Genomic DNA, 14,779 nt, shown 5'->3' with positions numbered 1-14,779 from the left:
GTACATGAACACCGCTATACGTCTTACCGCTGCCGGGCTGACCGCTGCTCTGCTGAGCCCGCTGTGCAGCTATGCCGATGAACCCCGCCACACTCCGCCCCGCGAGGAAGTGCTGGTGACCGGTGGCCGCGACGCCATTGCCAAACTCGGCGGCTCAGCCCAGCTGATCGATGAGGAAATGCTCGAGCGCTTTGACTTTTCCGACCTCAACCAGGTTATGGGTTCACTTCCCGGCGTTTACATTCGCGAGGAAGACGGCTACGGCCTGCGTCCCAATATCGGCATTCGCGGGGCGACCTCCGAGCGCAGTCAAAAGGTCACCATCATGGAAGATGGCATTCTGATTACCCCGGCCCCCTACAGCGCCCCCTCGGCTTACTATATCCCTAACGTCAGCCGCATCAGCGCGGTGGAAGTCCTCAAGGGGCCATCAGCGATTTACCACGGCCCGCACACGGTGGGCGGCGCGATTAACTTTGCTACCCGTCCCATCAGCGAAACCGCCATTCGCGAAATCGACCTGACCTACGGCAGCGACAATTATCAGAAGGCCCAGTACTTCAGCAGTGAGACCCGGGGCAGCTTTGGCTACGCCATCGACCTGCTGCGCTACAGCGGCGACGGTTTCAAGGAGCTGGATGGCGGCGGCGATACCGGTTTTGAGCGCAATGATCTCAATGTAAAAATGAGCTGGCAGCCAGACACCCAAAACGGTCGCGACCACCTGTTCACCCTCAAGCTCGGCTTTGCCGATGAGGAGGCCGACGAAACCTATCTCGGCCTGAGCCAGAGCGACTTTGACGCCAATCCTTACCGCCGCTATGCGGCAAGCCAGCTCGACGCCTTTACCTCGGAACACAGCCAGATCCACCTGGGCCATGTATTCACCCTGTCTGACGACATCAGCGTCAACAGCGCACTTTACTGGAACCAGTTTGATCGCGCCTGGCACAAGCTGGACGGCTTTATCGACGGCGTGGCCATTCGCGACGTACTCAGCCGTCCCGAGATATTTACTCGGGAACTGGGCATACTTCGCGGCGAAATCAACTCTGACGGCAGCGATGCGGAAACCCTCGATGTCACCAACAACGACCGGCGCTACGGCTCGATGGGAATCCAATCAAACCTGAGCTATCGCTTTAACCTTGGCAGCACCGAGCACAACCTCACCACCGGTGTGCGGCTGCACCGGGACTACGTTGAACGCGACCACAGCATCAGCGGCTACCTGATGACCGACGGCAGGATGGTGTCAGACGGACAGGACTACGGTGATAAAACCCTGAACGAAGCCGATACCGACGCACTGGCCGTGTTCGTTGTCGATACCATCAGCTGGCGCAATGTGAACATCACCGCGGGCCTGCGCAGTGAAACTATCGACGGCAACAACGACGACTATCTCAGTAACAGCCGCAACAACAAATCACAGAGCGTATTACTGCCAGGAATCGGCGTGTTCTGGCAAGTCACCGACCGCGTCGGCCTGCTCGCCGGGGTCAATCGCGGCTTTTCTCCCGCCGCGCCCTCGGCAAGCGATAGTGTAGACCCCGAGATCAGCATCAACTATGAATACGGACTGCGCTACACCAGCGACCAGCTGTCGGTAGACGCCATCGGTTTCTTCAGCGACTACGACAACCTGCTGGGCCGCTGCCGGGTCAGTGACCCCGAGTGCACCGCCGGAGAAGAGTTCAACGGCGACAATGTCGAAATCGCCGGTCTGGAGTTGACCGGCGAATGGCGCCGCCCGGTGGCCCCCGGGCTCACCGGTTTGCTGCAGCTGTCCTACACCTATACCGAATCCGCCTTTCAAACCGACTTCGCCAGTACTTTTTCTCAGTGGGGCGATGTCGAAGCCGGGGATGAGCTGCCCTACCTTCCCGAGCACATTGGCCGTCTGCAGGTCGGCATGGAGGCCAGCCGCTGGGCAGCCCATATCGCGGTGAGCCATCAAAGTGAAATGCGCGACCAGGCGGGCAAGCAGTCGATCAGCCAGGTGGCCCACACCGACGCCTACACTACGGTAGATACCTCGGCCAGCTGGTTTGTTAACGGCGCGTGGACGCTTCAGCTGAGCATCGACAACCTCTTCGACGAGGAAGCCGTCGTGTCGCTGCGCCCCTTTGGCGCCCGTCCCAACAAACCTCGCACCGCGCGCTTGCGGGCGAAATACAGCTTCTGATCCACAGTGAACGATCTGCTGAACAGTCTGCTGGCCGTCGCGTCGATTCCCCTCGACCCGGGCCGGCGGCTGTTTTGGGTTTTTATCCTCAGCGCCCTCGTGTTGGCCTCTGTCACCGTCAGTCTTCAACAGCGGGGCTTCAAGCCCGGCGCCCAGCTCGCAGCACTGTTTAATCGCCGCTACTGGTTCAACCGCTCTACCTCCGTCGATTACAGCTTGCTGACGCTGAACACCGGCCTGCGCGGGCTGTTACTGGTGCCGCTGTTCGGCAGTCATCTGGCCGGGACCATCGGTGTTGGCAGCTGGCTGCAAAGCACCTTTGGCGACGCCCCCGCACTCGCACTTTCGCCACTCACCATCGCCGTGGCCTACACCATCACCTTTTTTATTGCCGAAGACCTCAGCCGCTTCGGCCTGCATTTTGCGATGCACCGCAACCCGCTGCTGTGGCGCATTCACCGCACCCACCACAGCGCCACAACGCTGACCCCGATTACCGTTCACCGGGTACACCCCGTGGAAATGGGTCTGTATTACCTGCGCGGTCTACTGGTATTCAGTGTGGTCTCGGGCAGTTTTGTCTACCTGTTTCGGGGACAGGTATCGGGACTGGACATCCTCGGTGTCGACCTGCTCGGCTTTCTGTTCAACGCGCTGGGGGCCAACCTGCGCCACTCGCCCATTTTTCTGTCCTTCGGCCCACTGGAGCGCCTGTTTATCAGCCCCGCCCAGCACCAGCTCCACCACTCCAGCGCTGCCGAGCACCGCGACATTAATTTTGGCACTTGCCTGGCGCTATGGGATCGCCTCGCCGGCAGCTGGCGTCCCGGCCGTCGTGAGGGAGCACTTGAATTCGGGCTTTCCGCCACTGAACACCCTTCAGCGATTGTCGATGTCGATAAGGCCATTGGTCACCCTGGCCCCATTCCTGAGCGGGTCTAAACGACGACCATAAAAAAACCCGGCAAGGGCCGGGTTTTTTTATGGTACCGGAAGGGGCTTATTTGTCGGCAGGTTGCGCCGCAGCCACTTCTTTAATCAGGGTTTGCAACTCGCCGCTTTCATGCATTTCACAAACGATGTCACAGCCGCCAATCAGCTCGCCGTTGACCCACAGCTGAGGGAAGGTTGGCCAATTTGCATATTCCGGCAACTTGGCCCGAATTTCCGGGTTGGCCAGCACATCGACAAAGGCGAAACGTTCGCCACAGGCCATAACCGCCTGGGAGGTACGCGCCGAGAACCCGCATTGAGGCTGATTCGGTGAACCCTTCATGTAGAGAATGATGGGATTGCTTTCAATTTGCTGTTTGATTGCTTCGATAGTATCCATTAACCACCTGCCGTGTCGGTCTCCGGCAAACCGATGAATTAAAACCCGGACAAATCTTTCGCGACATTCTAGCAATTTCGCCGCCGTTTGTAATCCGTACACTGCGTGCCACTAGAGAACGCCCCAGCCACCCCCGCCCGGAGTCTCTATACGCAGGCGATCCCCCACCCCCGCTTGAGCACTGACCTTGCCCGGAAGGCGCACGCCATTAAAGTAATTTTCACCACAGGCAGCGTCTTCCCCCCCCGCCAGCCCCCAGGGGGCGATGTCCCGGCGCTCGGTGAGCAAGGTAAAACGGGCTTCGGCAAGAAATTCAAATTCCCTCACCAAGCCATCGCCGCCACCATGCTGCCCGGCGCCGCCACTGCCACGACGTATCGCGTACTCGCAGATGCGCAGGGGGTAGTGCATTTCCAAGCTTTCGACCGGAGTGTTCAGGGTATTGGTCATATGGCACTGCACCGCACTTAAACCGGCACCCTCGCGATGTGCGCCGCTACCACCGCCCAGGGTTTCATAATAATGCCAGGGCTGCCCTTGCAATGAGCCCATCGCCACATTATTCATACTGCCGTGGGCCGCCGCCGGCACCAGTTCCGGCGCGGCCTGTGCCAGCGCCCCAAGTACCACGTCGGTCGCCCTCATGGAGGTTTCAACATTGCCCGCGGCAACCGCTGCCGGACGCCGGGCATTAAGCAGGCAACCCTCGGGCACCGCCAGACTGATGGGCCGAAACAGGCCAGCACACACCGGAGCGGCTTCCGGCATCAAGCAGCGAAACACATAAAATACCGCCGCCGCGGCGACCGAGCGCGGACAGTTGATATTCCCCCGCACCTGATCCGCCGTGCCGTCAAAATCCAAGTGCACACGGTCACCGGCAATCGTCAGGGCAACGCGAATCGGCAGGCGGGTGGCACCAAAGCCATCGCTATCCATATAGTCGACAAAGGTAAATACTCCCTGGGGCAGTTCGCTGAGACGCTGGCGGGCAATACGCTCGCCATAATCCTGTAGCTGCGCCGCCGCGTCACCGAAGGACACCGGAAGGCTATCGAGCAATTCGCCCATACGCCGCAGCCCGGCACGGTTGGCGCTGAGCTGGGCGATAAAATCGCCGTGCTCGCCCGGCCCGAACCAATCATCGAGCAAGTGTTGCTGCAACACGCCAGCACGCTGCAACAGGGTCGGCGGAATCACCACCCCCTCTTCGTCGAGGCGTTCCGACAGGGGCATCGAACCCGGCGTTGATGCGCCAATATCGGCGTGGTGGGCGCGGTTTGCGACAAAACCCTGGAGCTTGTCGTCGAGGAATATCGGCGCCACCACGGTAACATCGGGCAAGTGGGTGCCCCCCATGAAGGGGTCGTTGAGTACCATCATATCGCCCGGCTGCCACGGGGCCTGCCCGACAATATCAGCCATAGCGTAGGCCATGCTGCCGAGATGAACGGGAATATGGGCCGCCTGGGCACAGAGCTGCCCCCGGGAATCAAAAATAGCGCAGGAAAAATCCAGTCGATCCTTGATATTGGGGGAAAAGGCCGCCCGCTGAAGCACCGCCCCCATCTCCTCGCACACCGACTCCAGACGGCTGACAAACAGACCGAGCTGAACCGGGTCCAGTTGTTGTTCACTCATCAGACTTCCCCCGCTGTAATCCCGCCATTATCGCCAATGGGGCAGGCAGAGGCCAGAAGTGGTGTGCCAAAGCAAAGGCGGCCCCGAAGGGCCGCAAAGGAGCGCGAAGCGCTCTGACAGGGTCGATCGACTAGAAGGTATAACGAGCAGTGATACCCAACGTGCGGGGTTGGCTGACGTGGTGGCCAACGCGAGCTCGACCATCACGCTCGGTATCAAGCGACAGGTCTGCCTTCTCGTTGGTAGCATTGCGCACATACAAAGCGGCATCCCAGTTCTCGTTACGAGCGCCAAAGCGCAGGTTCAGCTGGGTGTAGCTGTCCAATTCGCGATCGTAATCATAAGTAGACTGGGTCAACGGGCCGCCCACATTGGCGAACAGGGTGGCACTGCCGCGCGCGTTGTTTTCCTGGTCAGCAATCTGGGTATAACGCTCACCCACATACTGATAGCTGGCATTGGCATAGCCTTCCCAGGAGTCGTGCAAGGGGAAGTACCAGGCTGCCGTCGCGGCCATTTCAAGACCCGGTGCAGTCGGCATATCGTTACCCTCGCGAATACCGCCCACCACAGCGGTCACGTTGTTGGTATCGGTCGAGGTCACGTCCGAGTCGATTTCCGCCTTCACATAACTGGCCGAAAAGCCCAGCTCAAACTGCGCAGCAGGTCGCACGAAGAACTCTACTTCCATGCCCGTGCTATGAGCCTCCGGCACGTTGTACACCACGCGCGAAGAACAGGTACCCGCTGTCACGGTAGCCTGCAGATCTTTTATGTCACTATAGAACAGCGACGCATTCAAGGTTGCCGCACCGCCCATCAGAGTCATTTTGCTGCCAACTTCATAGTTGGTAAGTGTTTCATCTTCAAAGCTGTCACGTCCGCCAAAGGTCGCTGCATCCTCAGGGCTACACAGAGGCACGTTGATCGGGTCGTTAATGCCGCCCAAACGGAAGCCCCTGGAAATCTGGGCATTCACCATTACATCGTCGCTCAGGTCGTGGCGCAGCATAACCCGCGGCGACACGCCGTCGGATGACACCTTGCTTGGCTTATCGATGGTGGTGGCGTTATACAAACCGTCAAAGGTCAGAACGCGGGTTTCCTCGTAGTCAAAGAAGCGTGCCCCTACGACAATCATGGTCTTCTCACTGAGGTCGTAAGAAGCCTCACCAAACAGGGCGTACTGTTCCAGCTCATAGGGAATATCGGAATAGAACAACTCATCCTTTGACGCCCGCTGACCCGCCGTAGGTCCAGCCAGATCAGGATGCTGGGGGTTGCTGTCCTCGAAGCCCGCCACCAACAGCGACTGACCGTAATGACGCTCTACCTCACTGTAGAACAAACCCGCTACCCACTGCAGCGGCCCTTCCAAACCACTGAAGCGCAACTCCTGGGTTACCACCTCCGCCGAGGTGCGGTCGTAAAGCGGTGCATCCAGGGTGTAAATCGCCTCACTCTCGCCGTAAGACCCGCCAGTGATACTGGCGTTCAGTGCGGTGGCATCGCGCAGCACCAATACATCCCGGTCGGTATAGGAAGTGACCGAGGTCATGCTTACCGAGTCAGAAAGGTCATAATTGATAGTGAGATCAGCCAGCGCAAAGTCGTCCTCAAAGCTTTCTTCCAACTGGGTGAACTGCTCGTAATCGCCAAGACTCAACGGGGTACGGCTGGTGGTATAAGGGTTGCCGAGGATATTGTAATCATCCTCCCGGTTAAACCCGTCCATATCGATTTTCTGGAAAACGACACGGGGAGTAATGCTCAGCCGGTCATTGGGCTGAATCAGTACCGCCAGACGCCCACCTTCGCGGACACCATCGTTAACATCCGACTTCACACTGCCGTCGGGCTGATGGGCATCGATAAATCCGCCGTACTCCTGGTAGTAGCGCACCAGACGCAGGGCAACCTTATCACTCAGGGGCACATTCAGATGGCCCTTCATGCTGCCGCCACTGCCCCCTTCATCAATCCGCTCGCCAGAGGCCTGCAGCGACCCGCTGACGCCGTCAAAGTCCGGCTGCTGGGAAATATAGCGCACGGTGCCCGACAGCGAGCCCGAGCCGAACAGAGTGCCCTGCGGGCCCCTCAGCACCTCGATACGGTTAATGTCGTAGAAATCGAGATCCGGGGTAAACAACGACATGGAGATCACCGACTCGTCGAAATAAACCCCCACCTGCTCTTTCACACCGGGCTGGTCACGCACAATCTGGCCGGCGGAGATACCCCGAATGGACACCTGACTCTGGCCGGGACCGAGGTTCTGAATGGAAATACCCGCCACATTGGTCGCCATTGACTCGAGGTCGGTGGCCCCACTCTGCTGCAATTTGCCCTCGGTCATGGCCGCGATGGAAAAAGGCACGTCCTGAAGGGTTTCAGATTGCTTACGAGCGGTCACCACCACCTCTTCGAGCGCGCGCTCACCTTCGGCAAAGGCCAGCAAGGGCGCACTGCATATAGCCAGCACCAGCGCATTGCGCCGAAAACGGTAGGTCGGATTTATCATGAGTCTCTCCACTGAGCAGTCATCTATTGTTATGGTTGGCGCCCCGAGCCGACATGGCCAGAGCGGTAATTCACAGCAACCCACGTCCATGTCATTGCATCATCCCTAACTGGTATAGCAAAACTTCAAATATTTGCCGCATAAATCACCAAAAAGATGCAATGTTGTCAATGATTACACTAACGCTTTCCTTACGCCAGCACAATAAACATGCCCGGCAACATTCACCGCAAACCCGCCAGAATATCGCCAGAGGGCACGATATTCCCTCAACGCCGCACTGCCCGTGCATTTACCCTAGAATTTACACAGCCTTCCTTATATGATTGGCGGTCTGATCCGGGCAGCACTTGCTGCCTTTTTGCGTTTTAAATGCCGCCGCATAACAGCTGCGTGCTACTTGGAGATCGATACCGATGACACAGCCTGCTCTGATGAACACCTACGGTCGTCTGCCCGTCAGCTTTGTTCGCGGAGAGGGTGTGCGCCTGTATGACGAGCACGGCAAGGCCTACATCGACGGCATCAGCGGTGTGGGTGTCAACGCCCTCGGCCACGCCCACCCCGTGGTGACCAGGGTGATTCAGGAACAGGCCGGCCAACTGCTACACACCTCCAACCTGTACAGCGTGAAGCGTCAGGAAGAACTCGCCCAGGCGCTGTGCGAAGTCAGCGGCATGGACAACGTCTTTTTCTGCAACTCCGGCGCGGAAGCCAACGAAGCGGCCATCAAACTGGCGCGGATGCACGGCCACAAACGCAATATTGAAATTCCCCATATCATTGTGATGGAGCAAGCCTTTCACGGCCGCACCCTGGCGACACTGACTGCCTCGGGCAATCGCAAGATACAGGCGGGCTTCGAGCCTCTGGTGCGGGGCTTCACCCGTGCGCCCTTTGGCGACATCGACGCGCTGAAAACCATCGCCGCCAATAACGACAGCGTCGTCGCAGTGCTGATTGAGCCCATTCAGGGCGAAGGTGGTTTGCACACACTGCCACCGGAATACCTCGCACAGCTGCGTGAACTTTGCGACGCCAATGACTGGCTGCTGATGCTCGACGAAGTCCAAACCGGCAATGCCCGTACTGGCCGCTACTTCGCCTGCCAACACTACAATGTGCTGCCCGATGTCCTGGTGACCGCCAAGGGACTCGGCAACGGCCTGCCCATTGGCGCCTGCCTGGCCCGGGGCAAGGCTGCAGCGTTGTTTCAGCCCGGCAACCACGGCTCGACCTTCGGTGGTAACCCACTGGCCTGCGCCGCCGGTCTGGCAGTGATTAACACCCTGCGCGGCGACGAGATGCTGGCGCAAATTCGCGACAATGGCGAATACCTGAAAAACGGCTTGAAGAAGCGCCTTGAAGGCGTCAGTCATATCAAGGACATTCGCGGCCTGGGCTTGATGGTCGGCATCGAGCTGGACAGCCCCTGCGGCGGATTGGTTGCTCAGGCACTGGCAAAAGGTGCACTGATTAATGTGACCTCGGACCGGGTGGTGCGTTTACTACCGCCCTTAATAATTACTCGGGAAGATATCGACGCGCTGCTCGATATCATTTGTCCACTGATTGCACAGTGGCCCGCCCAGTCCGGCGCCGCGTAAGCCGCGCCGATTTGCAGCAAAGGTAGCCGCCGTATGGCACTCAGACACTTCCTCACCCTTAACGACCTCAGCCCCGACGAGCTGGAGGCGCTGATTCAACGCGCCATAGAACTCAAGGCCGAGCACCGGGCACGCAAATCCAGCGTGCAATTCCCCAACTATGTGCTGGGCATGATTTTCGAGAAAGCCTCGACCCGAACCCGCATCTCTTTTGAGGCGGGGATGGCCCAGTTTGGCGGTCACGCGATTTTTCTATCGCCCCGCGACACCCAACTCGGCCGTGGCGAACCCACCGAGGACAGCGCGCGGGTGATTTCGTCGATGTGCGATATTGTGATGATTCGCACCTTCGAACACAGCATTATCGAAAAATTTGCCGAGTACTCCTCGGTGCCGGTCATCAACGCCCTGACCGACGACTACCACCCCTGCCAGCTGCTGGCCGACATTCAAACCTTCGTCGAGCACCGCGGCAGCATCAAGGGCAAGCAAGTCGCCTGGGTCGGCGACGGCAACAATATGTGCCAGTCCTATATCAATGCGGCGGTGCAGTTTGACTTCACCCTGAAAATCGCCTGCCCGGAAGACTTCGAGCCCCGCGCCGACCTCGTTGCCGACGCCAGCGACCGGGTCGAAATTGTTCGCGATCCCATCGAAGCCGCCAAAGGCTCCGACCTGCTGGTCACCGACGTTTGGGCATCGATGGGGCAGGAAGAAGAAAAAGCCGAACGCCGCCGCAAATTGGCCGGCTACCAGATAAATAGCGCCCTCATGGCCCACGCCAACCCCGGCGCACTGTATATGCATTGCCTGCCCGCCAAACGCGGCGAGGAAATCAGCGCCGAACTGATGGACAACCCCGATACCGTGATATGGGACGAAGCGGAAAACCGCCTTCACGCCCAGAAAGCCCTGATGGAATTCCTGCTCAAAGAGGCGGAGGCATGATTAGACGGGAGACGGGAGACGGGAGACGGGAGATGCAAAACCATCCTGGCAATTGCGGCTTTGCGTCTCGCGTCTCGCACCTCGCGTCTCGCCCGCTGTAGCCTATGCTGCAAGTCAAAAACATTGCCTGTCGCTACGGCGACTCCACTGTTGTTGAGGATGTCTCCTTCCACGTCAATCCCGGCGACATTTGCAGCTTGCTCGGCCCCAGCGGCTGCGGCAAAACCACCATTCTTCGCGCCATTGCCGGTTTCCAGCCCTTGCAAGAGGGGCGCATTTTGCTGGGGGAGCAGTGTTTGAGCGAGCCCGGCCACCAGCTGGCGCCCGAGCAGCGCCATATCGGCATGGTGTTTCAGGACTACGCCCTGTTCCCCCACTTGAACGTCGCCGACAATATCTGCTTCGGCCTGAAACAGATTAGTGGAAAGGAGCGCCGCGACCGACTGGAACGCCTGCTGGCACTGGTGCGACTGGAGGGCGTGGAAAAACGCTATCCCCATGAGCTGTCCGGTGGACAACAACAGCGCATAGCCTTGGCTCGGGCACTGGCACCCAATCCACGCCTGCTACTGATGGACGAGCCGTTTTCCAACCTCGATGCGGAGTTGCGCAAAAAGCTTAGCCTGGAGGTTCGGGATATTCTGAAAGAACTGGGCATCAGCGCCGTTTTGGTTACCCACGACCAACAGGAAGCCTTTGCCTTCAGTGACCATGTTGGCCTGCTCTACCACGGCCAACTGCAACAGTGGGACACGCCCTTCAATCTTTACCATGAACCCGCCAACCGTACGGTTGCAGATTTTATCGGCGAGGGGTGTTTTTTACCCGGCCTGATCGGCACCGAGCCCAACACTGTCAACACCGAGCTTGGTGCGCTGATTGGCAACCGCGCCTATCCCTGGGAAAGTGGCACCCCGGTCGATGTCCTACTGCGGCCCGACGACATCGTGCTCAGCGATATTGGCGGCCTGCAGGCCAGCGTCGAAAAAAAGGTATTTTCCGGCAGCGCCACCCTCTATAGCCTGACCCTGCCCACCGGGAGCCGCGTGGAAGCCCTGCTGCCGAGTCACTGCGATTTCCAGGTGGGCGACCGACTGAATATCAGCACCGACCTCGAGCACTTGATCGCCTTTAAACGCGAACAGTGATCGCCGCGTTTGCCGCAAAACCCGGCAAGCATAAAAAAAAATTTCTTATGATTAATCCGTCTAGGCGACGCCAACTGTCAACATTACCAAGCCCCCTCGCTGAAATGCCCAGCGCGCGGGCACTTGCAGACAGCCGCCAAGTTACCCCATGGTTATCCACACCTTACCCACACGCCACACACAAGATCTTGCGCTTGCACAGAGTGCAAAACCGCATTATCTTGTATCCCGAAATCAAAAATACCCCATATATGGGGGCTTACTGCCACCGGCAGCGTATTTCCCCCCATAGCACAAGTAGCAGTTGTAGATAATTATTCACGGTTTTAGGGGTTCACATACCCCTGCGTCGCCGCCTTATCGCGACAACAGATTGACATCCAGCACAGCACTCAAAAGCAAGGGCCAGAAAAACCATGCAAACATCCCAAGATAGCAGCGCCACCGCCAAACCTGTTCCGCCGCAGCCCTCCAGCAGTGAGGAACTGAGCGCCACCGCACCCGGCCAACTCCGGGTCATCAAACGCAACGGCTCAGTCGTCAGCTATACCGACGACAAGATCAGCGTCGCTATCACCAAGGCCTTTCTTGCGGTTGAAGGGGGCAATGCCGCCGCATCTACCCGCATCCACGAAACGGTTGCCAAGCTGACCGACCAAGTCACCGCCACCTTTAAACGCCGTATGCCCACAGGCGGCACCATCCATATTGAAGAAATTCAGGATCAGGTGGAGCTCGCCCTGATGCGCAGCGGCGAGCACAAGATTGCCCGGGGCTACGTATTGTATCGCGCCGCCCGCGCCGAAGAGCGCGCCCACAACAGCCCTGTGCCGGAAAAAACCCATCCCAGCATTCGCGTTAAGCGCGCCGATGGCAGCGAGGCTCCACTGGACCTGGGCCGCCTTGAATTTATCGTAAACGAAGCCTGTGAAGGCCTGGAAGACGTGTCGGCCCAACACGTTCTCGAGGAAGCACTGAAGAGTCTGTACAACGGTGTTTCTGAAACCGAGATCAACACCTCTCTAGTCATTACCGCCCGTGCGATGGTGGAAAAAGAGCACAACTACAGCCTGGTCACCGCCCGTTTGCTGCTGGACAAACTGCGCGCCGAGGCCCTGAGCTTCCTTGGAGTGGCAGAAAGCGCCACCCAGCACGACATGACCGAGTACTACCCCAAAGCCCTTCCGGTCTACATTGAAAAAGGCATTGAGCTGGAACTGATCTCCCCCGAGCTGCGCGACTTCGACCTGGAAGCCCTGGGCGCGGCGCTCAAGCCCGAGTGCGATCACCAGTTCCACTACCTCGGCCTGCAAACCCTGTACGACCGCTACTTTATTCACAGCAACGAAGTGCGCATTGAACTGCCGCAAATCTTCTTTATGCGGGTGGCCATGGGTCTGGCCATGCGCGAAGAGAACAAGAACGAGCGCGCCATCGAGTTCTACAACCTGCTCAGCTCCTTCGACTATATGAGCTCAACACCTACGCTGTTCAACGCAGGCACCCTGCGTCCACAGCTGTCGAGCTGCTACCTGACCACCGTTCCCGACGACCTGCACGGCATTTACGGTGCGATTCAGGACAACGCCATGCTGTCTAAATTTGCCGGGGGCCTCGGCAACGACTGGACACCGGTTCGCGGTCTGGGCGCCTACATCAAGGGCACCAACGGCAAGTCACAGGGTGTTGTCCCCTTCCTGAAAGTGGTGAACGACACCGCGGTAGCGGTCAACCAGGGCGGCAAGCGCAAAGGCGCGGTCTGTGCCTACCTGGAAACCTGGCACATGGACATCGAGGAATTCCTGGAGCTGCGTAAAAACACCGGCGACGACCGCCGCCGCACCCACGATATGAACACCGCCAACTGGATTCCCGACCTGTTTATGAAACGGGTATTCGAAGACGGCGAGTGGACCCTGTTCTCGCCCAACAATGTGCCCGACCTGCACGACCTGTATGGCAAGGCCTTTGAAGAGCGTTACACCCACTACGAAGAAATGACCCGTCGCGGCGAGCTGAAACTGTACAAGCGCGTGAAAGCCGCCGACCTGTGGCGCAAAGTGCTGTCCATGCTGTTTGAAACAGGCCACCCGTGGATCACCTTCAAAGACCCCTGCAACCTGCGCAGCCCGCAGCAGCATGTCGGTGTAGTGCACTCGTCTAACCTGTGTACTGAAATCACCCTGAACACCAACAAGGACGAGATTGCCGTCTGCAACCTCGGCTCCGTCAACCTGGCCCAGCACATCGTCGAGGGTGACAACGGCGAGGCCCGGCTCGACCTGGCCAAGCTGGAGAAAACCATCAAGACGGCGGTACGGATGCTCGACAATGTTATCGACATCAACTACTACAGCGTGCCCCAGGCGCAAAACTCCAACTTCAAGCACCGCCCGGTGGGCCTTGGCTTGATGGGCTTTCAGGACGCACTGTACAAGCAGCACATCCCCTACTCGTCTGACGATGCTGTAGAGTTTGCCGACCGCTCCATGGAAGCCATCAGCTATTACGCCATCAAAGCCTCCAGCGACCTGGCCGCCGAACGCGGCAGCTACCAGACCTTTGACGGCTCACTGTGGAGCCGCGGCATTCTGCCCATCGACTCCGTTAAACTGCTGATCGAAGAGCGTGGTGCCGACTACATCGAAGTCGACCAAAGCAGCACTCTGGACTGGGACAGCCTGCGCGAAACCGTGAAAACCCAGGGCATGCGCAACTCCAACGTCATGGCGATTGCGCCGACGGCGACCATTGCCAATATCACCGGCGTGTCGCAGTCCATCGAGCCGACCTACCAGAACCTGTATGTGAAATCGAACCTCTCCGGCGAATTCACCGTGGTTAACCCCTACCTGGTGCGCGACCTGAAAGCCCGTGGCCTGTGGGACGCGGTAATGGTTAACGACCTGAAATACTACGAGGGCTCGGTGCAGAAAATCGACCGCATTCCCGACGACCTCAAGGCCCTGTACGCCACCGCCTTTGAAGTTGAGCCACGCTGGTTGGTGGACTCGGCCAGCCGCCGTCAGAAATGGCTGGATCAAGCCCAGTCGCTAAACCTGTACATCGCTGGCGCCTCGGGCAAGAAGCTGGACATTACCTACCGCATGGCGTGGTACCGTGGCCTGAAAACCACCTACTACCTCCGCGCACTGGCCGCCAGCTCTACCGAAAAGTCCACGGTAAACCAGGGCTCCATGAACAAGGTCTCGTCCAGCGCACCCGCTGCCGAGCCCCAGGCGGCCCCCGTGCCACAGGCCTGTTCACTGGACGATCCCGATTGCGAGGCCTGCCAGTAAACGGCCCGCGGCGCTCGCTCGCGGGCGCCATTTTGCACCGCCATACAGACATACCGCATAGCCATAACGCACAGAAAATTGAGGTGAGTACAAC

Annotated in this window: 9 protein-coding genes; 6 read left to right on the top strand and 3 right to left on the bottom strand. The window is 58.7% G+C overall.

All coding sequences use genetic code 11. From position 1 onward, the window contains the following. Positions 1-4: 4 nt before the first annotated feature. Together HCU74_RS18520 and HCU74_RS18515 are read left to right on the top strand one after the other, a co-directional pair. Complete coding sequence (locus HCU74_RS18520; RefSeq protein WP_168451927.1) at positions 5-2,188, top strand: TonB-dependent receptor family protein; 2,184 nt, start codon at positions 5-7, stop codon at positions 2,186-2,188. Positions 2,189-2,194: 6 nt separating this feature from the next. After that, positions 2,195-3,130 carry a sterol desaturase family protein gene (locus tag HCU74_RS18515; protein WP_168451926.1) on the top strand — a complete coding sequence of 312 codons (936 nt, stop codon included), beginning with the start codon at positions 2,195-2,197 and terminating at the stop codon, positions 3,128-3,130. Between the two features lie 58 nt (positions 3,131-3,188). On the opposite strand, the gene grxD is transcribed toward HCU74_RS18515, so the two are convergent. The 3 genes from grxD to HCU74_RS18500 form a co-directional block, all read right to left on the bottom strand. Continuing rightward, a complete protein-coding gene (gene grxD / locus HCU74_RS18510) occupies positions 3,189-3,521 on the bottom strand; it encodes a Grx4 family monothiol glutaredoxin (protein ID WP_168451925.1) in 333 nt (110 codons plus the stop codon). Between the two features lie 111 nt (positions 3,522-3,632). Beyond that, complete coding sequence (locus HCU74_RS18505) at positions 3,633-5,162, bottom strand: hydantoinase B/oxoprolinase family protein (RefSeq protein ID WP_168451924.1); 1,530 nt, start codon at positions 5,160-5,162, stop codon at positions 3,633-3,635. Positions 5,163-5,292: 130 nt separating this feature from the next. Beyond that, positions 5,293-7,683 (bottom strand): TonB-dependent receptor, encoded by a 2,391-nt coding sequence (locus HCU74_RS18500; protein ID WP_168451923.1) that lies wholly within the window; start codon positions 7,681-7,683, stop codon positions 5,293-5,295. A 416-nt stretch (positions 7,684-8,099) separates the two neighbouring features. On the opposite strand from HCU74_RS18500, the gene HCU74_RS18495 reads away from it, so the two are divergent. The 4 genes from HCU74_RS18495 to HCU74_RS18480 all read left to right on the top strand — a co-directional run bounded on the left by HCU74_RS18495 (position 8,100) and on the right by HCU74_RS18480 (position 14,685). Then, entirely contained in the window at positions 8,100-9,290 is a 1,191-nt protein-coding gene (locus HCU74_RS18495; protein WP_168451922.1) for an aspartate aminotransferase family protein, read from the top strand. 33 nt (positions 9,291-9,323) lie between these two features. Further along, positions 9,324-10,238, top strand: a complete 915-nt coding sequence (gene argF, locus HCU74_RS18490; protein ID WP_168451921.1) for an ornithine carbamoyltransferase — start codon at positions 9,324-9,326, stop codon at positions 10,236-10,238. A 104-nt stretch (positions 10,239-10,342) separates the two neighbouring features. Then, complete coding sequence (locus HCU74_RS18485) at positions 10,343-11,386, top strand: ABC transporter ATP-binding protein (RefSeq protein WP_168451920.1); 1,044 nt, start codon at positions 10,343-10,345, stop codon at positions 11,384-11,386. A 416-nt stretch (positions 11,387-11,802) separates the two neighbouring features. After that, on the top strand, positions 11,803-14,685 hold the full coding sequence (locus HCU74_RS18480) for a ribonucleoside-diphosphate reductase subunit alpha (RefSeq protein WP_168451919.1): 2,883 nt from the start codon (positions 11,803-11,805) through the stop codon (positions 14,683-14,685). Positions 14,686-14,779: the final 94 nt, after the last annotated feature.

Source organism: Spongiibacter thalassae (assembly GCF_012272835.1).
Lineage (GTDB): Bacteria > Pseudomonadota > Gammaproteobacteria > Pseudomonadales > Spongiibacteraceae > Spongiibacter > Spongiibacter thalassae.
The sequence above is the reverse complement of the archived record's forward strand: the minus strand, read 5'-3'. Positions and strand labels throughout refer to the sequence as shown.

Excerpts from the sequence above, each read along its gene's own strand:
- HCU74_RS18520 (WP_168451927.1), top strand. The coding sequence starts at position 5 with ATGAACACCGCTATACGTCTTACCGCTGCCGGGCTGACCGCTGCTCTG.
- grxD (WP_168451925.1), bottom strand. The coding sequence starts at position 3,521 with ATGGATACTATCGAAGCAATCAAACAGCAAATTGAAAGCAATCCCATC.
- HCU74_RS18505 (WP_168451924.1), bottom strand. The coding sequence starts at position 5,162 with ATGAGTGAACAACAACTGGACCCGGTTCAGCTCGGTCTGTTTGTCAGC.
- HCU74_RS18500 (WP_168451923.1), bottom strand. The coding sequence starts at position 7,683 with ATGATAAATCCGACCTACCGTTTTCGGCGCAATGCGCTGGTGCTGGCT.
- HCU74_RS18495 (WP_168451922.1), top strand. The coding sequence starts at position 8,100 with ATGACACAGCCTGCTCTGATGAACACCTACGGTCGTCTGCCCGTCAGC.
- argF (WP_168451921.1), top strand. The coding sequence starts at position 9,324 with ATGGCACTCAGACACTTCCTCACCCTTAACGACCTCAGCCCCGACGAG.
- HCU74_RS18485 (WP_168451920.1), top strand. The coding sequence starts at position 10,343 with ATGCTGCAAGTCAAAAACATTGCCTGTCGCTACGGCGACTCCACTGTT.
- HCU74_RS18480 (WP_168451919.1), top strand. The coding sequence starts at position 11,803 with ATGCAAACATCCCAAGATAGCAGCGCCACCGCCAAACCTGTTCCGCCG.